The 17,468-nt window shown below is 68.3% G+C and carries 18 protein-coding genes; 9 read left to right on the top strand and 9 right to left on the bottom strand.

Going from position 1 to position 17,468, the window contains the following annotated elements; all coding sequences use genetic code 11:
• Nucleotides 1–69: 69 nt before the first annotated feature.
• Together ACGFIF_RS12600 and ACGFIF_RS12595 are read right to left on the bottom strand one after the other, a co-directional pair.
• Entirely contained in the window at nt 70–1,383 is a 1,314-nt protein-coding gene (locus ACGFIF_RS12600; RefSeq protein ID WP_393154367.1) for an ABC transporter substrate-binding protein, read from the bottom strand.
• Between the two features lie 349 nt (nt 1,384–1,732).
• The gene (locus tag ACGFIF_RS12595) at nt 1,733–2,176 is read right to left on the bottom strand and encodes a cobalamin B12-binding domain-containing protein (protein ID WP_393154366.1); all 444 of its coding nucleotides are present in this window, start codon (nt 2,174–2,176) and stop codon (nt 1,733–1,735) included.
• A gap of 175 nt (nt 2,177–2,351) precedes the next feature.
• Between ACGFIF_RS12595 and ACGFIF_RS12590 the strand changes: the two genes are divergently transcribed.
• The 4 genes from ACGFIF_RS12590 (at nt 2,352) to ACGFIF_RS12575 (ending at nt 6,291) form a co-directional block, all read left to right on the top strand.
• A complete protein-coding gene (locus tag ACGFIF_RS12590; protein ID WP_393154365.1) occupies nt 2,352–3,269 on the top strand; it encodes an esterase/lipase family protein in 918 nt (305 codons plus the stop codon).
• A gap of 412 nt (nt 3,270–3,681) precedes the next feature.
• Entirely contained in the window at nt 3,682–4,407 is a 726-nt protein-coding gene (locus ACGFIF_RS12585) for a M23 family metallopeptidase (RefSeq protein ID WP_393154364.1), read from the top strand.
• Between the two features lie 61 nt (nt 4,408–4,468).
• Nucleotides 4,469–4,987 carry a DUF6886 family protein gene (locus ACGFIF_RS12580; RefSeq protein ID WP_393154363.1) on the top strand — a complete coding sequence of 173 codons (519 nt, stop codon included), beginning with the start codon at nt 4,469–4,471 and terminating at the stop codon, nt 4,985–4,987.
• On the top strand, nt 4,951–6,291 hold the full coding sequence (locus ACGFIF_RS12575; protein WP_393154362.1) for a lanthionine synthetase LanC family protein: 1,341 nt from the start codon (nt 4,951–4,953) through the stop codon (nt 6,289–6,291). Before ACGFIF_RS12580 ends, ACGFIF_RS12575 begins: the two co-directional genes overlap by 37 nt.
• Here ACGFIF_RS12575 and ACGFIF_RS12570 read toward each other — a convergent pair.
• From ACGFIF_RS12570 to ACGFIF_RS12560, 3 genes are all read right to left on the bottom strand, one after another.
• Nucleotides 6,263–6,826 (bottom strand): hypothetical protein, encoded by a 564-nt coding sequence (locus ACGFIF_RS12570; protein ID WP_393154361.1) that lies wholly within the window; start codon nt 6,824–6,826, stop codon nt 6,263–6,265. The genes ACGFIF_RS12575 and ACGFIF_RS12570 overlap by 29 nt on opposite strands.
• Before the next feature lie 87 nt (nt 6,827–6,913).
• Nucleotides 6,914–9,247 (bottom strand): DNA helicase PcrA, encoded by a 2,334-nt coding sequence (pcrA, locus tag ACGFIF_RS12565; RefSeq protein WP_393154360.1) that lies wholly within the window; start codon nt 9,245–9,247, stop codon nt 6,914–6,916.
• Nucleotides 9,225–10,757: an RNA-guided endonuclease TnpB family protein gene (locus ACGFIF_RS12560; RefSeq protein WP_393154359.1), complete on the bottom strand. Its 1,533-nt coding sequence runs from the start codon at nt 10,755–10,757 to the stop codon at nt 9,225–9,227. The genes pcrA and ACGFIF_RS12560 overlap by 23 nt, the downstream gene beginning before the upstream one ends.
• A 133-nt stretch (nt 10,758–10,890) precedes the next feature.
• On the opposite strand from ACGFIF_RS12560, the gene ACGFIF_RS12555 reads away from it, so the two are divergent.
• Nucleotides 10,891–11,520 carry a class I SAM-dependent methyltransferase gene (locus tag ACGFIF_RS12555; RefSeq protein ID WP_393154358.1) on the top strand — a complete coding sequence of 210 codons (630 nt, stop codon included), beginning with the start codon at nt 10,891–10,893 and terminating at the stop codon, nt 11,518–11,520.
• Between the two features lie 6 nt (nt 11,521–11,526).
• Here ACGFIF_RS12555 and ACGFIF_RS12550 read toward each other — a convergent pair whose 3' ends face one another.
• Together ACGFIF_RS12550 and ACGFIF_RS12545 are read right to left on the bottom strand one after the other, a co-directional pair.
• On the bottom strand, nt 11,527–12,021 hold the full coding sequence (locus ACGFIF_RS12550; protein ID WP_393154357.1) for a hypothetical protein: 495 nt from the start codon (nt 12,019–12,021) through the stop codon (nt 11,527–11,529).
• A gap of 79 nt (nt 12,022–12,100) precedes the next feature.
• Nucleotides 12,101–12,478 (bottom strand): hypothetical protein, encoded by a 378-nt coding sequence (locus ACGFIF_RS12545; protein WP_393154356.1) that lies wholly within the window; start codon nt 12,476–12,478, stop codon nt 12,101–12,103.
• Nucleotides 12,479–12,576: 98 nt separating this feature from the next.
• On the opposite strand from ACGFIF_RS12545, the gene ACGFIF_RS12540 reads away from it, so the two are divergent.
• Both ACGFIF_RS12540 and ACGFIF_RS12535 read left to right on the top strand, forming a co-directional pair.
• On the top strand, nt 12,577–13,170 hold the full coding sequence (locus tag ACGFIF_RS12540) for a ClpP family protease (protein WP_393154355.1): 594 nt from the start codon (nt 12,577–12,579) through the stop codon (nt 13,168–13,170).
• Nucleotides 13,170–13,778 (top strand): ClpP family protease, encoded by a 609-nt coding sequence (locus ACGFIF_RS12535; protein ID WP_393154354.1) that lies wholly within the window; start codon nt 13,170–13,172, stop codon nt 13,776–13,778. Before ACGFIF_RS12540 ends, ACGFIF_RS12535 begins: the two co-directional genes overlap by 1 nt.
• Nucleotides 13,779–13,828: 50 nt before the next feature.
• Here the strand turns inward: ACGFIF_RS12535 and ACGFIF_RS12530 are convergent, their stop codons facing one another.
• Nucleotides 13,829–14,908, bottom strand: a complete 1,080-nt coding sequence (locus ACGFIF_RS12530; RefSeq protein WP_393154353.1) for a serine hydrolase domain-containing protein — start codon at nt 14,906–14,908, stop codon at nt 13,829–13,831.
• A gap of 104 nt (nt 14,909–15,012) precedes the next feature.
• Between ACGFIF_RS12530 and ACGFIF_RS12525 the strand changes: the two genes are divergently transcribed.
• A complete protein-coding gene (locus ACGFIF_RS12525; RefSeq protein WP_393154352.1) occupies nt 15,013–15,747 on the top strand; it encodes an alpha/beta fold hydrolase in 735 nt (244 codons plus the stop codon).
• Here the strand turns inward: ACGFIF_RS12525 and ACGFIF_RS12520 are convergent.
• Nucleotides 15,744–17,066 (bottom strand): aminopeptidase C, encoded by a 1,323-nt coding sequence (locus ACGFIF_RS12520; RefSeq protein ID WP_393154351.1) that lies wholly within the window; start codon nt 17,064–17,066, stop codon nt 15,744–15,746. The two genes, ACGFIF_RS12525 and ACGFIF_RS12520, sit on opposite strands and share 4 nt — an antisense overlap.
• Before the next feature lie 132 nt (nt 17,067–17,198).
• Here ACGFIF_RS12520 and rpsR point away from each other — a divergent pair, with 132 nt between their 5' ends.
• Nucleotides 17,199–17,441, top strand: a complete 243-nt coding sequence (rpsR, locus tag ACGFIF_RS12515; protein ID WP_393154350.1) for a 30S ribosomal protein S18 — start codon at nt 17,199–17,201, stop codon at nt 17,439–17,441.
• The last annotated feature ends 27 nt before the right edge of the window (nt 17,442–17,468 follow it).

Raw genomic sequence — 17,468 nt, 5'->3', positions numbered from 1 at the left:
TCCAGCGGGCAGCGACAGGCCGGGGCCGGCACGCAGCGGTGAAGCTACGCGCCGGCCCCGCCGCTTCGGTCATTGCGTGATGAGCGTGCTCAACTTGGTCTGCAGCTCGGCCAGAGCGTCCTTCGGTGGCGTCGTACCGGTCAGAGCGCCGTACGCCGCCTCCTGGATCGCGGTGGTGACGTCGCCGTACTTGACCACCTTCGGCCGCGACTTCGCGGTCTCGATCGAGGCCTTCAGCGGTGCGAGGTACGGGAACTGCTTGTTCAGCTCCGGGTCGTCGTACAGCGAGGCCCAGGTCGGCGCCTGCGAGGTCTTCTCGATGTTCGCCTTCTGCCGCTCCTCGCTGGACATGAACTTGATGAAGTCCGCCGCGGACGCCTTGTTCTTGGCGAACTCCGAGATCGCGTAGTTGTGGCCACCCAGGGTGGACACGCCGGCACCGTCCTTGCCCGGCAGCGGCGCGACGGCGTACTTGCCGACGATCTTCGAACCCGCCTCGGCGGCCTTCGCGTACACATACGGCCAGTTCCGGTGGAAGATCAGGTTGCCTTCCTGGAACGCCCGGCGGCCCGGCTCCTCGGTGTAGGTGATGCCGGCCTTCGGGATCATCCCGGACTTGAAGCCGTCCACCAGGAAGGTCAGCCCGGCGAGCGCCTCCGGGGTGTCCACGTTCGGCTTGCCGTCGTCACCGACGACGACACCGCCCGCACCGTTGACGGCCTCGGAGAAGTTCACCGTCAGGCCCTCGTACTTCTCGAACTGACCCGCGTAGCAGCTGGCCGCCTTGGCCTCGGGCAGCGCCTTGACCTTGTCGCATGCGGCCTGCATCTCGGCCCAGGTCTTCGGCGGCTGCACACCCGCCTTGTCCAGCAGGTCCTTGCGGTAGTACAGCAGGCCGCCGTCGGACGTCACCGGGACGGCGTATAGCTTGTCGCGGTACTTGGCTGTGTCGACCGTGGACGGCAGCAGCTTGTTCAGGTCAGGGAACTGGTCCGGAGGCAGCTCGGTGACCCACCGGTTCGCCGCGAACTCGGCGGTCCAGACCACGTCCAGGTTCAGCACGCTGAACGCGTCGGACTTGATCTGGGCGTTCGAGATCATCTGGGCCCGCTGCTGGTCGGCAGACTCGGGCAGCTCGGTGACCGTGACCTTCTCGTCCGGGTGCTGGGAGTTCCACGCCGCGACCTGGTTCGTCAGGTTCCCGGAGGTGTCTTTGCCGGTGGCAAAGTTGATCGGGCCGCGACCCTCCAGTGCTGCTCCCCCGGTCGAGCCGCCTTCGGCACTGCTCCCGTCGTCACCGCCACACGCGGACGCGAGCAGCACCAAGCTGCCGGCGACGGCCAGAGCGACCGCCTTGCGTGTGTGTGATCGTTCAAACCTCATCGTTTACCTGCCCTCTCCCGATGGGAACTCGCTTTTTCCTGCGTCAGCGGTTCACAGTCCCCCACCACGCTGCGATCCCGCCTGTCCGGACAGTAACCGACGACGGGGGTGATGTGTCCTGAGCCACACACCTTGCCGTTCGACAGCCTCTGCAACAGACAGCCGCATGGCTGTATGCGACCGCGATTCGACAGTCCGCACAACCGGGTCTTTCTTAACGATTCGGTATTACCGGTTAGTAACCTAACTGAACGCACGGTATCCGTTCAGAACGACTCCACGCAGTCGCCATCACGCTCCGGAGCGGAACTGGCCTTCTCCAGAGCCCGGAAAACGCGGGTCCGGCGGCTCAGGCCGGCGAGGAGGAGGCGTCTTCGGCCGGGGCGGCGGAGGCATCGCCGACATGGGTCCGAACCCAGTCGACGATCTCGGTGGTGGTGGCGCCGGGAGTGAAGATCTTGTGCACGCCGAGCTCGGCCAGCGGCTGCAGATCGGCGTCCGGGATGATGCCGCCGCCGAACACCACGATGTCGTCGGCGTCGCGCTCGGTGAGCAGTTCGCGGACCCGCTTGAACAGGGTCATGTGCGCGCCGGACAGCACCGACAGGCCGATCGCGTCGGCGTCCTCCGCGATCGCGGTCTCGACGATCTGCTCCGGCGTCTGGTGCAGACCGGTGTAGATGACCTCCATACCGGCATCCCGCAGCGCCCGGGCGACGACCTTCGCGCCGCGGTCGTGGCCGTCCAGGCCCGGCTTGGCGACGACGACTCGCAGAGGGCTCGTGGTGGGCATGTCCGGTGGCCTTTCAGTACTGGAGCGCCGCGTTGCGTCCAGATTCGCAGGCTATCCGAGCCGAACCTCACGGATAAGACACGGAGGTGTGTGTTCCCCGACACGCCGGGAGGGAACCGGTTACCGTGGAAAGGATCGGACCAATCGGGGGGTCTGGTTGTGTGAGGAGTCGCCCATGAGCAGCGAGGCGGTGGAAGAGCCGGGCCAGGTGGTGGCGGAGGCCGGCGGCTCCTGGCAGGACGGCGTCCGCGGCGCGCTGGACGGCCTCAAGTACGGCGCCCGGTCCGCACTCTCACCCAGGGTCCTGCAAGGGGCGGCAGTCGAGCTCGGCTGGCTGACCACCCATCTCGCGATGTACCCGCTCGGTCTGGTCAGCGGTTCCGGTTCGCGCACCGAACGGCTCAACCTGGCCGGTCTGACGCCGGCCCAGCGCGGCCTGCTCGTCCGCGACGTCCGGGCCGCCGGTACGCCGATCCTGCTGGCCCACGGGATCATCGACAACCACACCGTCTTCGCCCTGATGCGCCGGCAACTGGTGCGTCGCGGCTTCAGCAGCATCCACACCTTCTCGTACTCACCGTTGACCTTGGACGTACGCCGTACCGCGGAACGGATGGGGGACGAGATCGAGCGGATCTGCGAGGAGTCCGGGTCGGACCAGATCCATGTGGTCGGGCACAGCCTGGGCGGGCTGATCGCGCGGTACTACGTCCAGCGGCTCGGCGGTCACGAGCGGGTGCACACCTGCGTCACCCTCGGCACCCCGCACCAGGGCACCGTCGCCGCGCGACTGCTGCCGTGGCCCCTGGTCAAGCAGGTGCGGCCGGACAGCAACCTGATGGCCGAACTGGCCGAGCCGGCGCCCGACTGCCGGACCAGGTTCGTCGCGTTCTACAGCGACGTCGACCAGTTGATCGTGCCGCAGCGCCGGGCCCGGATTCGGCACCCCGATCTGCTGGCGAGTAACGTGCGGGTTCGCGGCGTGGGCCACCTGTCCCTGCCGTTCCACGGCGAGGTCGTGCACCGGATCACCGGGATGCTGGCCCAGCTGGACGGACAGGACGAACCGGACGACGAGAACACCGTCGCCTGACAGTTGTCCTGACATGCTCGATTTTGCCTGACGAGGAAGCCTTCTGGGCGCCTTTGGGCAGATGCACGTGCAGCGGCTCGTGCAAAGGTTTCGTGAAGGAGACGGGAAAAAGTGGGTGGCAGGGTTTGTCGCCTCGTGACTCATCCGTTATCGTGCGTGAGTCCCCAGGGGGAATAAAACCTCCCCGGGGTCGAAACAAGGCTTTGGTCCCTCCCCTAGCCCTCCCCTGTGACCGAAAGGCCACGTTGTGTCCCAGCACCGTGCCGCGGGCGACCGCGTCACGCCAGGCAACGCTGCGCGCAAGCCCGGCGCAGGACGTCACAGTGCCAAGCATCGTGTTGCCAGGCGTAATACCCCCAGCAGTACCCAGATCGTCGGTTTGACCGCAGCGCTCGCTGCGGCGGCAGGAGCTGTGGGATTCAGCCACAGCACGCTCGCCTCGCCGACCCAGGCGAACTCCGCGGTGAACCTCGCGGCGCTCAGCATGGACAACGGGCAACTGTCCGGCATCACCACCGCACGCATCCAGGCCCGCCAGCTCGCCACCCGTGACTCCTCCCGGGTCCAGCTCGCCGGCAACGAGACGAACAAGAAGCAGGCCGCCGCCACCCAGCTGGCCAAGGCGCGGGCCGCCAAGCTCACCGCCACCCAGGCCCTCACCGCCAAGCGCGCCTCCGCCCTCGCCCAGGCCAAGGCCAAGGCCGACGCGGCGGAGAAGAAGCTCCGCGAGTCGGCCACCCGCTGCGAGATGATGATCTCCGGCTACCACATCACCGCGACCTTCGGTCAGGGCGGCAGCCGCTGGGCCCGCAACCACACCGGCACCGACTTCGCCGCCCCGATCGGCACCACCATCCGCAGCGTGATGAAGGGTGTGGTGATCTTCGCCGACTGGGCCGGCCCCTACGGCCGCCAGGTCCAGGTCCGGCACGAGGACGGCACCGTCACCTGGTACAACCACATGTCGAAGTTCAGCGTGTCGGTCGGCGAGACCGTATACGCCGGTGACCAGGTCGGCGCGGTCGGGATGACCGGTAACACCACCGGCCCGCACCTGCACTTCGAGGTCCACCCGGACGGCGGCGACGCGACCGACCCGATGCCGTGGCTGCGCGACCACTGCGGCCTCAACCCCTGAGCATTCGCACCGTACTGAAAAGCTGCTGAGGCCGGCTCCCGGTAGGACTAGGATCCCGGGCATGCGTCCAGCAGCCGGAGAGGTTCTGCACTTCTCCGAAGATCCGACCATCGAGGTCTTCCGGCCGCACGTCGCCAGGACGGCGCAGCAGGCCACGCCCTACGTCTGGGCCGTCGGCCACGACCGAGCCCCCGACTACTGGTTCCCGAGGCAGTGCCCCCGCGCGATGGCGTGGGTGGGCCCCTCCACCACACCTGCCGACCGCGACCGCATCATCGGCGCCGGCTCCGGCTCCCGTGTGCACGCCGTCGAGTACGGCTGGCTGGACGCGATGCGCTCGGTCAAGCTCTACGCCTACCGGCTGCCCGGCGACGCCTTCACCGAGTACGACGCCGCAGTCGTGGCTACCGCTGAGGTCCGGCCACTGGCTCCGCCCGAACGAGTCGGTGACCTCTTCGAACTGCACGACGAAGCCGGCATCCAGTTGCGCGTCCTGTCCCGGCTGCACGACTTCTGGGCCGAAGTCATCACCAGCACGCTCGAGTGGAGCGGCATCCGGCTCCGGAACGCCCGGCCATGACGTCGTACGGCGGACTGGCCGAAGACGCCTGGCGATGGTCACTCCAGCAGGTGCGGTGGGACGACACGGGTCCGTGGATCCCCGAGGCCGCCGGCGGTGACAAGCCGGAGAAGTACCGCGACGGCATGCACAGTGGAATCGGCGGCCTCGCGCACGCTCTCGCGGAAATCCGGCTGACCCGCGGCTGGACCGCCGAGGAGGAGAAGCTGGCCCGGGCGATCGCCGACCGGATCCGCATCGCCGTCCCGGCCGAGACGTCGATCACCTACTTCGACGGTCTGGTCAGCTCGATCGGGGCCCTCACCACCCTCGGCGAATCCGGCTCGAAGCCGGTCATGGACCGGATCACCGAGCTCACGACCGACAACGGCTGGCCGGAGAGCTTCCTCGCGCCGCCCAAGTACCGCCCGGACGCCGTGGCGAACGACGTGACGCTCGGCACCGGCGCCGTACTCATGGGCGCGCTCTGGGCCACTCGGCAGGGCGAGGACGCCCGTTCACTGGCCGATCGAGCGGCCGACCTGCTGATGGGCGAGCGGGAGGAGCCGGGGAACTGGCAGTTCATCCCGCGACGCTTCTGGACCGAGGAGTCCCGGGCCGAGATGCCGAACTTCTCGCACGGCCTGGCCGGGATCGCCGCCGTGCTGGCGATCGCGGGCGTCGAACTCGCGCGACTGGACCTGATCGACGCGGCGCGCGCCGGCGCCGAGCATCTGGTCACGCTCGGGATCAATGACAGCAAGGGTTTCCGGGTGGCCCGCGTCATCCCGTGGGAGGAGCGGCACGGCGACGAGTACACCTACAACTGGTGCCACGGCGGCGCTGGTACGTCGCTGCTGTTCCGCGCACTCGAGTACGCCGGAGTCGACAAGGTGGCCGGTGAGACGCCGGCTGTCTGGCATCGACGGTGTCTGGACAGCGTGCGCTACTCCGGTGTGCCCGAGCGGCTCCACCCGGGCTTCTGGGACAACGACGGACGCTGCTGCGGTACGGCGGGAGTCGGCGACGTGTTCCTGGACGCGTGGCGCCGCGACGGTGACGAGCAGGACCTGGAGTTCGCCGTACGGCTCGCGGATGCCCTTGTAGAGCGGGCGTTTCAGGACGACAGCACGGCGTACTGGCGTTTCGTCGAGCATCGCAACGAGGAGCCGCTGCTGCCGCCGGGCGTGGGCTGGATGCAGGGTGCGGCGGGGATCGCTGCGTATCTGTTCAGGCTGCAGCGCGTGCTCGACGGTGGCCGGGAAGCGGTCGAGCGGATGGACAACTGGTGGGCGCTCAGCGGCGCCAAACCTCCGCTGTCGTAAGGAACGCGGACGAACCGGGCTTGTCGGGTGAGCCGTCGACCTGGACGAAGCCGGGGACCGAGGCGCCGCCGATCGAGACGGTCGCGGACCGGACCGGGGCGATCACCAGGCTCAGGCTGTGGTTGCCCTCGCCGAGCTGGAAGTTGTCGGTGGCGAACAGGCGGCGGTCGAGGACACCGCCCATCTCGATCTGGATGTCGGCCGCCTTGGCGCTGAGGCCGTCGGCCAGGTTCATCGACACCTGGACCAGGTCACGCTCGACCGCGGGCTCGTGCCAGGGCAGGCCCTGGACCTCGAGGAACGAGCGGACGAAGTAGCGCTCCAGCCACGCGGCCAGATCAACGTCCTCGGACACCACCCGGACGATCCCGTCGAACCAGAGCACGACCGCCGTACCGGCGCCGCGGATCGACCAGTCGACCATCCAGATCGACGCGTACGCCGTCACCTTGCCGGACTCGTCGAACAGCCGCAGCCCAGGGTTGGCTCCCGCCAGGATGATCCGGCGGTTACTACCTGCTATCGACTTGGACATGGGGCGAACGCTTCCGGGGGAGGGCCGAAGATCCTCGATTGTCTCAATCCCGGGGCCAGATGCAACGCAACGTCCCAGAATATTGACTCAGATCTTCTCCACCGGTGCATACCGCAACAGCAGCCGCTTCACACCTTCTGAGCCGAAATCGATGTCGGCCTGCGCCTGCTGGCCCTCGCCGCGGATGACCACCACCGTGCCCATCCCGAACGTGTCATGGACGACCCGGTCACCCGGGTTGAGGCTGATCACCGGCTTGTCGGAGGCGGTCCGGCGGGGTGGCTCGTAGCGACTGGAGATGCCGCTGCCCCTCGTCGTACCGGTGCCGGACCAGCGGGTGATCGCGGACTCGTCGCGCCGCCAGTCGAGCAGCTCGGCCGGGATCTCCTCCAGGAACCTCGACGGCGGGTTGTGCTGCGGAGCGCCGTACGCCGACCGGACCGCGGCCCGGGAGATCGCCAGCCGCTGCCGCGCCCGGGTGATCCCGACGTACGCGAGCCGCCGCTCCTCCTCCAGCTCCTTCAGGTCGGTGAGCGACCGCGAGTGCGGGAAGACGCCGTCCTCCATCCCGGTCAGGAACACCACCGGGAACTCCAGGCCCTTCGCGGTGTGGAGCGTCATCAACGTGACCACACCGCCGTCGTCGGCCGCGTCCGGGATCTGGTCCGCGTCGGCCACCAGCGCGACCCGCTCGAGGAACGCCTGCAGATCGGCCGCTTCACCGGCGGCCGTCCGCTCCTCGACGAACTCGCGGGCGACCGAGATGAACTCGTCCAGGTTCTCCAGCCGGGTCTCGTCCTGCGGATCGGGTGACTTCTGCAGCGTCTCGTAGTACCCGGAGCGATGTAGGGCGACGTCCAGGATGTCGTCCGGCGGTGCACCCGAGTCCACCATCGCGGTCAACTCGTCCAGGATGTCCACGAAGGCCTGGACGGCGTTGACCGACCGCGACGCCATCGCCGGTGCGTCCTGCGCCCGCCGCATCGCCTGCGCGAACGAGGTCCGGTCCCGCGCGGCCAGCGCCTCGATCGCGGCCTCGGCCCGGTCGCCGATCCCGCGCTTCGGCTCGTTGATGATCCGGCGCAGCGACACGGTGTCCTCGGGGTTCACCAGCACGCGCAGGTACGCGAGCGCGTCGCGGACCTCCTTGCGCTCGTAGAACCGGACGCCGCCGACCACCTTGTACGGATGGCCGGTCCGGATGAAGACCTCTTCGAAGACACGCGACTGCGCGTTGGTCCGGTAGAACACCGCCACGTCGGACGGCTTCACCCCGTCGGCGTCGGTGAGCCGGTCGATCTCGTCGGCGACGAACTGCGCCTCGTCGTGCTCGTTGTCGGCGACGTACACCGCGATCTGCTCGCCCTGGCCCTGATCGGACCACAGGTTCTTCGCCTTGCGGCCCTCGTTCCGGCTGATCACCGCGTTGGCCGCGGTCAGGATCGTCTGGGTGGAGCGGTAGTTCTGCTCCAGCAGGATCGTCTCGGCGCCGGCGAAGTCCTCCTCGAAGGCGAGGATGTTGCGGATCGTCGCGCCACGGAACGCGTAGATCGACTGGTCGGAGTCACCGACCACCATCAGCTCGGCCGGTGGCGCGGTCGGGCCGTTGCCATTCGGATCGTTGCTGGCGGCCGGGTCCTCCCCGCAGAGCTCCCGGATCAGCGTGTACTGCGCGTGGTTGGTGTCCTGGTACTCGTCGACGAGCACGTGGCGGAAGCGGCGCCGATAGTACTCACGGACCTCCGGGAACGCCTGCAACAGGTTGACCGTGGTCATCAGCAGATCGTCGAAGTCCAGTGCGTTCGCCTGGGCCAGCCGCTCCTGGTAGATCCGGTAGCACTCGGCGTACGTCTCCTCGAGGTGGTTCGACGTCTTCGCCGCGGCCGTCTCGTGGTCGATCAACTCGTTCTTCTGGGTGCTGATCCAGTTCAGCACGGCGCGCGGGTTGTACCGCTTGACGTCCAGGTCGAGCTCGCGGCAGACCAGCGTCATCAGCCGGCGCGAGTCGGTGTCGTCGTAGATCGAGAACGTCGAGTTGATCCCGAACCGCTTGATGTCGCGGCGCAGGATCCGCACACAGGCCGAGTGGAACGTCGAGACCCACATCAGCTTCGCCCGCGGCCCGACCAGGTCCACCACCCGCTCGCGCATCTCCGCGGCGGCCTTGTTGGTGAAGGTGATCGCCAGGATCGACCCGGGGTGCGCGTCGCGGGCCGCCAGCAGATAGGCGATCCGCCGGGTCAGCACCCGGGTCTTGCCCGAGCCCGCACCGGCCACCACCAGCAGCGGTTTGCCCGCGTGCACGACGGCGGCCCGCTGCTGCGGGTTCAGCCCTTCGAGCAGCGAGTCCGGATCGGTCCGATGCTTCTTGGGCTCCTCCAGCGGCACCGGGAGCTCATCAGGCGAGAAAAGGGTAGTCATCACCACTCACCTTAAAGCGTGTCGAACAACCCTCGGTGAGGCTGTGTCGGCGCCGCCCTTCTCGGGCGTCTTCAGTTCGGGCAGCGGGTTGTGTCCGAACGTCGGTTCCCACGTCTTCCAGATCCGTTTCGCCGCCACATGTGTGACGGCCAGAGCGTTCCTGTCGGTGGGCGTTGGTGACCGGGCCTCCTGCTTGGGGGTCCCGGACCTGGGCGTCAGCACCGTGGTGCTGCTCGGCCCAGGTGGCGAGGTTGATCGCGGCGTTGAGGTCGCGGTCGATGATGAGTCTGCATTGGTCGCAGCCGAAGGTCCGGTCGGTGAGAGACAGCACGGGTTTCACGGTGCCGCACGCTGAGCAGGTCTTCGACGAGGCGAACCAGCGGTCCGCGACCGCGAACTCGCCCTGCCGCCACGCCTGCTTGTACGCCAGGAGTCGGGCGAACTCGGCCCACCCGGCATCAGTGATGGCGCGGGCGAGCCGACGGTTGCTGAGCATCCCTGTCACGTTCAGGTCCTCGACGACGAGCCGGTCGTGGGTCTTGACCAACTCGTTCGACACCTGGTGCAGGAAGTGTTTGCGGATGTTCGCGACGCGGTGGTGATGCCGCCCGAGCCGGGCGGCGGCTCTTCTCCTGTTCTTCGATCCCTTCGCTTTACGAGTCACGTCACGCGCGAGCCGCCGCTGCCTCCGCATCCCCGCCGCGAGCGCCTTCGGTTGGTCGGTGACGCGGGCGACCTCGGCGCCATTGCTGGAGGCGGCTACGACAAATGTGGATAGGCCACGGTCCACACCCACCCAGCCGTTTTGATCACGATCGGTGCGCGGCGCGTGCTGATATGCGGGGTGGAAGTCGTCCGCCTCCACGTTCAGCGAGACCCACCAGCGTCCGCCCCGGTGAGTGACGGTGGCGAACAGGACCTTTCCCCGGCCCTTGTTGAGGAGACGTCGGAGGTGTCTGGTGTCGTCGTGCACCCGAACCACCCCTATCCCAGGGAGGGTGACCGAGCGGGGGTGGGCGTCGCCGACCCGGATCGTGGCTCTGCCGTCCTTCGTGTGTTTGTTCCTGAGCCGGAACGACGGCTTGCAGCGGCCCTTCCTCTTGAACCGCGGATGCCCCACCTTCTGTCCGGCGCGTTTGCCGCGGCGAGAGTCCGTCCAAGCCCTCAGCGCTCTAGAGAGGTCTACGGCGGCTTCCTCGAAGACCTGCTGACGCACACTCGCCCGCCACGCCAGCCCAGTCACCTCGACCGTTGCTTCGCCGCGGCAGTCGACGATGATGACTCGTCCCGCCTGCTCGGTCTTCTTCCACGCGTTGAAGAGGTTGATGAAGTCGAAGCCGGTCCAGGGCACCACCACCGCGCCGTCCCGCCGCTGATCCGCGCGGGCCCGGAGGTGGAGGCGGAGGCATTGGTTGAACGCGAACCGCGCCGCGCCGGCATGCCGGGCAAGCGCCACCTGCTGCTCGACCGTCGGGTCGAGGCAGTAACGGAACGTGGTGTGCCGAGTCATCGCGATCCATGCTGCACCACGGCACCGACACTTTGATTTCGGCGCGATCGAGAGCCCATTCGGACTGATTCGACGCCGGCTCGACCAAGAACAGTCGTTGACAGCGAGTTGCAATGCGCCTTGGGTGGGCGGCATGACTGGTCACGCGCATCCTGTGTTCGCGCGGGTCTACGCGCGGGTGCGGCCGACGCTGGACGAGCAGGGCGTTGCTGAGCACAGGAAGCGGCTGCTGGACGGTCTGGCCGGGCGGGTAGTCGACGTCGGTGCGGGCGACGGCGGCAATTTCCCGCACTACCCGGCCGAGGTGACCGGCCTAGTGGCCGTCGAGCCCGAGCCCTATCTTCGCGCCAGGGCTGAGTCTGCGGCCTTCGCGGCCGCCGTACCGGTCGAGGTCGTGAACGGTACGGCGGACCGCCTGCCGCTCACGGACGACTCAGTGGACGCGGTCGTCGCGTCGTTGGTGTTGTGCACGGTCCCGGACCAGGCCGTCGCGTTGGCGGAGGCCTTCCGGGTACTGCGACCAGGCGGCGAACTCAGGTTCTACGAACACGTCGCAGCCGAGCCGGACAGCCGGCTGGACCGCGTCCAACGGCTCGCGGACGCCACCATCTGGTCCTGGTTCAGCGGCGGCTGCCACGTCCACCGCGACACCGCCGCAGCCATCACCACAGCCGGTTTCACCATCACCGATCTGGACAGCTTCACCTTCGGCCCCAACCCCGCCTCCCCCCACATCCTCGGCCGCGCGATCCGTCCGGCCTGAGCATCGTCAGTCGGCGGTACGACGGACGATGAGGATGCCCAGGCCGCCAAGGACGATTATTGCGGCGCCGCTCCACGCATCGGGAACACCCCACCTGCGGTCGGCGGTCCGAAACCGATCGGCGGGCGGCACGGTGGCCTTGTACTTGTCGACGAGGGCCTGGACCTGGTCCTCGTCCGTCTCGGACAGACCGTCCCGTCCCAGCTCACGAGCCAAGCTGTAGACGTCGTCCTTCTGCTCGTCGGTGAAGCCGAACATCGCGTTCGTCTTCGGCTTCTGCGTCCGCATCACACCCGCCGGGCCGCAGTGCAGCTCCTCGCCGGTCCCGACGTCGAGATGCACGAACCCGCCACCGCAGTCACCACCGGACCGCCCGACGTCCAGCCGGTACGCGTTCCGCTCGACGTTCAAGTCGGCGAAGCCGAAGAACGCGATCATGCACCCGGCGAACACCAGGGCGCACGACACCAGGTACGCGATCCCTGTGAACAGACAGCGCATCAGCCTCACCCTCGTCAGGAACCCGACCGATGATCTCAGCGCACGGGGGCGAGCGGCGGCTCCTGACCGGAAGCTGCCGTCAGGACAGCTGGCGGGTGAGGTGGAGTTCTACCGGAGTGGCGGCGCCGAGCCAGTGCATCTTGGCTGAGGTGTCGTCGCAGCTGGTGAGGCGGAGGCCGGGGACGCCCTCGATGGTGCCGTCGTAGTCCTTGGCGGCCAGGTGGGCGACGACGGCCGGGAGTTCGGGGCCGTCCATCCACTCGACCCGGGCCAGGTCGGGGCGAGCCTGCCACATGTCGACCCAGACCGCCGGGTCCTCGCCGAAGAGCGTCGTACGCAGGATCATCGACACCGCCCCGAGCAGCGTCGCGGCCGGGGTGGCCGTCAGTTCCAGCAGGGTGCGCTCCTGGTCGGACAGGTCGTCCGCCACCAGGATCGCGTGGTCGCTCAGGTTCACGGAGCAGGAGCCTGCCACAAAGCCTTGTCCGCTGTGGGCAGACTTGCCGTCAGCAGAAAAACTATGGTGCGCCCGGTCGGCCGGTCAGGGTTGATGACATGGCTGATGACAACAAACCCCCGCTGTTCAACGAGTCCGCGCGACAGCGGTTGCTCGGGCAGCGCATCGTCGTACTGGACGGAACCCTCGACGACGACAACGGGACCCTGCTGGCGACGCAGATCCTCACCCTCGCGGCCGAGGACCCGGAGCGCGACATCGCGCTGTGGATCCACTCACTCGGCGGTTCGGTGCCGTCGATGCTGGCGATCCGGGACGTGATGCGGCTGGTGCCGTGTGACGTGTCGACGCTGGCGATCGGACTGGCCTGCAGTGCCGGTCAGTTCCTGCTCTCCGCTGGTACACCGGGTAAGCGGTACGCACTGCGGCACGCCCGGGTGCTGATGCACCAGGGTTCGGCCGGGATCGGCGGGTCCGCGGTGGAGATCGAGATCCAGGCCAACGACCTGCGACTCATCCGCGACACCGTGCTGTCCCTGATCGCCGAGGACACCGGGCAGCCGTTCGACACCGTGCACGAGGACTCCCTGCACGACCACTGGTACACGGCCGAACAGGCCCGCCAATACGGCTTCATCGACCACATCGTGGAGTCCTTCGACCAAGTCATGCCTCAGCGAAAGGCCGCGTGATGAGCTCTTACACGATCCCCAACGTGATCGCCCAGCACCCGCGGGGCGAACGCATCATGGATGTCTACTCGCATCTGCTCACCGAGCGCATCATCTACCTCGGTACGGCGATCGACGCCGGTGTGGCGAACGCGCTGATCGCGCAACTGCTGCACCTGGAGGCCGACAAACCGGAGCAGGAGATCAACTTCTACATCAACTGCGAGGGCGGCGACATGACCGCGATGCTCGCGATCTACGACACCATGCAGGTCATCCAGTCGCCGGTCGGGACCTTCTGCGTCGGTCAGGCGATCGCGGCCGGCGCGGTGCTGCTCGCCGCCGGCGCGCCCGGGCGTCGCGCCGTACTGCCGCACGCGCGCGTCGTCCTGCACCAGCCGGCCGCCCGCGGTCAGGGAACCATCCCGGACCTGATCCTGCAGGCCGACGAGGTGGTCCGGGTCCGCAGCCAGGTCGAGTCGATCCTCGCCACGCACACCGGTCAGAGCATCGAGCGGCTGCGGCACGACACCGATCGGGACCACGTGCTGACCGCCGAGGGCGCCCGCGAGTACGGCATCGTCGACCAGGTCATCCAGCACCGCATAGCGGCGCCGGCGGTCGCCTGAGCGCCCAGGCGTCCGACCGGCGCACCCCCGCTCGCTCCCGACGAGCCGCCTCAGTCGAAGGCGGCCTCGAGGATCTTGTCGGCGACGGCGGCGTGGTGGGCGACGTCGGCGTCCCGGCGGCCGACCCGGTTGGTCAGGTAGGCGTAGGCGATCCGCCGGTCGGGATCGGCCCAGCCGATACAGCAGTTGCTGCCGTTGTGCCCGAACGTCCGCGGACTGCTCGTGGTCCCGAGCGGTGTGATCGCCTCCGGGAGGAACCGCGGCCCGCCGAGCTGGAATCCCTGCGACCACCGGATCGGCGCGCCGACGGTCCGGTCCAGCTCGCCCTCGCTGGTCGGTGCGGTCGCCTCCGCGACCGACGCCGGCCGCAGGATTCCCCCGCCACCCTGTAAGAGGGCCTGGTACAGGGCGGCCAGATCCCGTGCGGTGGTGGAGATGCCGGCCGCCGGTATGACGGCCTCCCGCGTACCGCGCCGGTTCACCACCGACTGGACGAACGGGCCGGCCGCGCCGGACACCCGGATCGGCACGCTCCGGTCCCATCCTTCGGCGGGCAGTCCGAGGAAGGTGTTCGCGACGCCGAGCGGTTCGAGGACCGAGCGTTGTACCAGCTCCTCGATCGGTTGCCCACCGCATCGATGCGCGACCTCGCCGAGGACGAAACCGAAGGCGAGCGGGCTGTACGCGACCGTGCCGATCGGCCAGCGCTGCCGGGCCTGCTCGATCCGCCGCAGCGACCGGTCCCAGTCGGCCATCGCCCGCGCGTCGCCGACGTAGGACCCGACCGTGGTCAGCCCGGACCGGTGCTGCAGGACCTGGCGAACGGTGATGTCCCGCTTGCCGTTCTCGCCGAACTCGGGCCAGTACGCCGCCACCGCGTCGTCCAGGTGCAGCCGCGCGGCCTCCACCAGCTGGTGGATCACGATCGCGACGTACGGCTTGCTCGCCGAGAACAGCCAGAACAACGCGTCCGGCGCGCACCCGAGCGCCCGGTCGACCACGACCCGGCCGTCCCGGATCACACAGAGCTGCGCGACCGCCTTACGCGATCGCACCAGCTCCAGCGCCGCCCCCAGCCGGCCCGCGTCCATCCGGACGTCCCGCGGTTCGCACTCCCCGCCCAACTCCATCGATCCTCCTCCCCGTCACCTCCAGCTTGACGGGTCGGGCCAATACGCGCGCGTCAGCGGCTAATGGATTTGCAGGTTGGAGCGCGAGCGGCGAGGGTGCGGGCATGACTATTGCTCACTGGGTGGTTGGGGACGGGCCGGCGGTGCTGCTCGTGCACGCCGGAGTGGCGGACGCGCGGATGTGGCGCCGGCAGGTCGACGAGCTCGCGCAGGACCACCGAGTGATCACGGTGGACCTCCGGGGGTACGGCGAGACGCCGTTGGAGCCGGCCGCGAAGTACTCCGATGCGGGCGACGTGCTCGCGGTGCTCGACGAGCTGGGGGTCGACGCGGTCGAGGCCGTCGGGGCGTCGTACGGCGGGTACGTCGTCCAGCAGGTGGCCAGTCGGCAGCCGGAGCGGTTCAAACGTTTGGTGCTGATCTGCGCGCCGACCGACGGGGTGGTGCCGACCGCGGACATCCGGGCGGTGTGGGGCGAGGAGGAGCGGTTGCTGGAGGCCGGTGACGTCGACGGCGCGAGCGACCTGACGGTGCGGAGCTGGCTCGGACCCGAGGCGGACGCCGACGCCAAGGAGCTCCTGCACACCATGCAGAAGCGTGCGTTCGAGCTTCAGCTGCCCGCGGGTGATGTCGACAACGAGGAGTACGACCTCGAGCCGGAGAAGATCAGCGCGCCCGTGCGGTTGATCACGGGCGCGCATGACTTCGAATGGTTCGGCAACTGTGCGTCGTACCTGGCCGAGCGGCTCCCGAACGTCGATCGCATCGACCTCCCGTGGGCCGGCCACCTGCCGACCCTCGAGCGTCCCACCGAGGCGATGGGGTTGATCACGGCCTAGTCGGCGAGGGCGCCCATCGGGTCCCAGGCCGGCAGCAGGATCGGCGCTTCGTCGAGTCGCGCCTGGAGCTCGGCCGGCAGGGCGGAGCGCCGGACGGCGATCTCGAAGACGTGCTCGCCGAACCACGAGTCGTTCATGGTCCAGAAGCCGCCGTCCGCCTTCTCGTCACCCCAGCTGTTCTCGACCCGCCAGCGCCGCGGCTTGCCGTCCACCACATCGACACCGGTGAACAGCATCGCGTGCGTCATCAGCGTCTCGTGGTGCACCAGGCGCTCGGCCTTGTCCAGGGTGAACTCGGTGTCGTAGACGGAGCCGTAGTCGTACAGCTTGGCGTCCCAGTAGCCGAGGTCGGCGTTCATCTGCTTGCCGACGTCACAGCCGAACCAGACCGGCTCACCGCCGACGATCGCGTCCTGGGCGAGCTGCTTCATCAGGTCGACCTCGACGTTCAGGTACACCACCGGCGGTGCGTCGATGACGTTGCCGAGGTAGTCGACGGTGAACGTCTTGCCGACCGGGCTGGTCTCCCGCGGGTCGTGCACCAGGCAGACGTACTCCTCGACCGGCAGCTGGACGTACGCCGCCGCGAACTCGGCCGGCGTGGTCCAGCCGTCGCGGTGGAACTCCTTGTCGCTGTCCTTCCACTGCCACAGGAACTTCTGCGGCGGCGTCCCGAGGTGGATGCTCAGCACCCGGTGGACGGTGGTCAGGATCTCCTGCTTGCGGTCGCGCTGCGCCTCGACACCGTCGAGCGCGCGCAGGTCGCGGGCACCCTGGCGGAGCAGCTTGCGCAGGGTGTCGTTGAGCTGCGCGGTCGCCGACGAGCTCTCGGTCTCCGGCATCGCCGACTTCGGCACCAGGCCGTGCTTGCGGACCAGCGCGACGAACATGTTCCACTGGCCGCCGTCACCGATCGGGTCGGACAGCAGGTGCGCCACGGTCCGGTCGTCGACGTCCCGGCCGGCGGTCTCGATGATCGCCTCGAGGAAGAAGTTGGACCGCTCGAACTTGTCCCAGAACAGCAGGTAGTTCTGGGAGAACTCGAAGTCCTTCACGCCGAGCTTCTCGGCCGCACCGGCGCGAAGCAGGTTCAGCCCGGCGAACAGCCAGCAGCGGCCGCTCTTCTTCTGGTTCGTCACCTTCCAGTCGTCCAGCAGATGCGACACCGAATGGTCGATCGAGGTGACGACCTGGCGGTCGAGGGCGATGGCGTTGACCGGCGTCTGCGTGACGGCGTTCTGCATGACCCGGTACTGCGGGTTCGACACGAACTCCTTCTCGAAGAGCGCGAGCTGTTCGGCAGTGAGATTCCGCTCCATAAGAGTCGACGGTATAACAGCGGCCAAGCCCGCACCGCTCCCGTCGGGGTGGCGAATCCGTGCCCTGTCCACAACGCGCCACACCGGCTATCCTAAATGAAAACGACATTCAACAGTGAAGGGCTCCCGACCATGCCCCGACGCCCGGCGCCGACCGGCAAGCGCAAGCCGAAGCAGAACCCGCTCGACCGCGACGGCATCACCTACATCGACTACAAGGACACCGCGCTGCTGCGGAAGTTCATCTCCGACCGGGGCAAGATCCGCTCCCGCCGGGTCACCGGGCTGACCGTCCAGCAGCAGAAGCAGATCGCCCGCGCGATCAAGAACGCCCGCGAGATGGCGCTCCTGCCCTACACCTCGGCCAACCGCTGATCCTCCCGATCGGCGGAGGTGATTGCC

This window comes from Kribbella sp. NPDC049174 (assembly GCF_043197365.1).
Lineage (GTDB): Bacteria > Actinomycetota > Actinomycetes > Propionibacteriales > Kribbellaceae > Kribbella.
The sequence above is the reverse complement of the archived record's forward strand: the minus strand, read 5'-3'. Positions and strand labels throughout refer to the sequence as shown.

Excerpts from the sequence above, each read along its gene's own strand:
- ACGFIF_RS12600 (WP_393154367.1), bottom strand. The coding sequence starts at position 1,383 with ATGAGGTTTGAACGATCACACACACGCAAGGCGGTCGCTCTGGCCGTC.
- ACGFIF_RS12595 (WP_393154366.1), bottom strand. The coding sequence starts at position 2,176 with ATGCCCACCACGAGCCCTCTGCGAGTCGTCGTCGCCAAGCCGGGCCTG.
- ACGFIF_RS12590 (WP_393154365.1), top strand. The coding sequence starts at position 2,352 with ATGAGCAGCGAGGCGGTGGAAGAGCCGGGCCAGGTGGTGGCGGAGGCC.
- ACGFIF_RS12580 (WP_393154363.1), top strand. The coding sequence starts at position 4,469 with ATGCGTCCAGCAGCCGGAGAGGTTCTGCACTTCTCCGAAGATCCGACC.
- ACGFIF_RS12570 (WP_393154361.1), bottom strand. The coding sequence starts at position 6,826 with ATGTCCAAGTCGATAGCAGGTAGTAACCGCCGGATCATCCTGGCGGGA.
- pcrA (WP_393154360.1), bottom strand. The coding sequence starts at position 9,247 with ATGACTACCCTTTTCTCGCCTGATGAGCTCCCGGTGCCGCTGGAGGAG.
- ACGFIF_RS12560 (WP_393154359.1), bottom strand. The coding sequence starts at position 10,757 with ATGACTCGGCACACCACGTTCCGTTACTGCCTCGACCCGACGGTCGAG.
- ACGFIF_RS12555 (WP_393154358.1), top strand. The coding sequence starts at position 10,891 with ATGACTGGTCACGCGCATCCTGTGTTCGCGCGGGTCTACGCGCGGGTG.
- ACGFIF_RS12550 (WP_393154357.1), bottom strand. The coding sequence starts at position 12,021 with ATGCGCTGTCTGTTCACAGGGATCGCGTACCTGGTGTCGTGCGCCCTG.
- ACGFIF_RS12540 (WP_393154355.1), top strand. The coding sequence starts at position 12,577 with ATGGCTGATGACAACAAACCCCCGCTGTTCAACGAGTCCGCGCGACAG.
- ACGFIF_RS12535 (WP_393154354.1), top strand. The coding sequence starts at position 13,170 with ATGAGCTCTTACACGATCCCCAACGTGATCGCCCAGCACCCGCGGGGC.
- ACGFIF_RS12530 (WP_393154353.1), bottom strand. The coding sequence starts at position 14,908 with ATGGAGTTGGGCGGGGAGTGCGAACCGCGGGACGTCCGGATGGACGCG.
- ACGFIF_RS12525 (WP_393154352.1), top strand. The coding sequence starts at position 15,013 with ATGACTATTGCTCACTGGGTGGTTGGGGACGGGCCGGCGGTGCTGCTC.
- ACGFIF_RS12520 (WP_393154351.1), bottom strand. The coding sequence starts at position 17,066 with ATGGAGCGGAATCTCACTGCCGAACAGCTCGCGCTCTTCGAGAAGGAG.
- rpsR (WP_393154350.1), top strand. The coding sequence starts at position 17,199 with ATGCCCCGACGCCCGGCGCCGACCGGCAAGCGCAAGCCGAAGCAGAAC.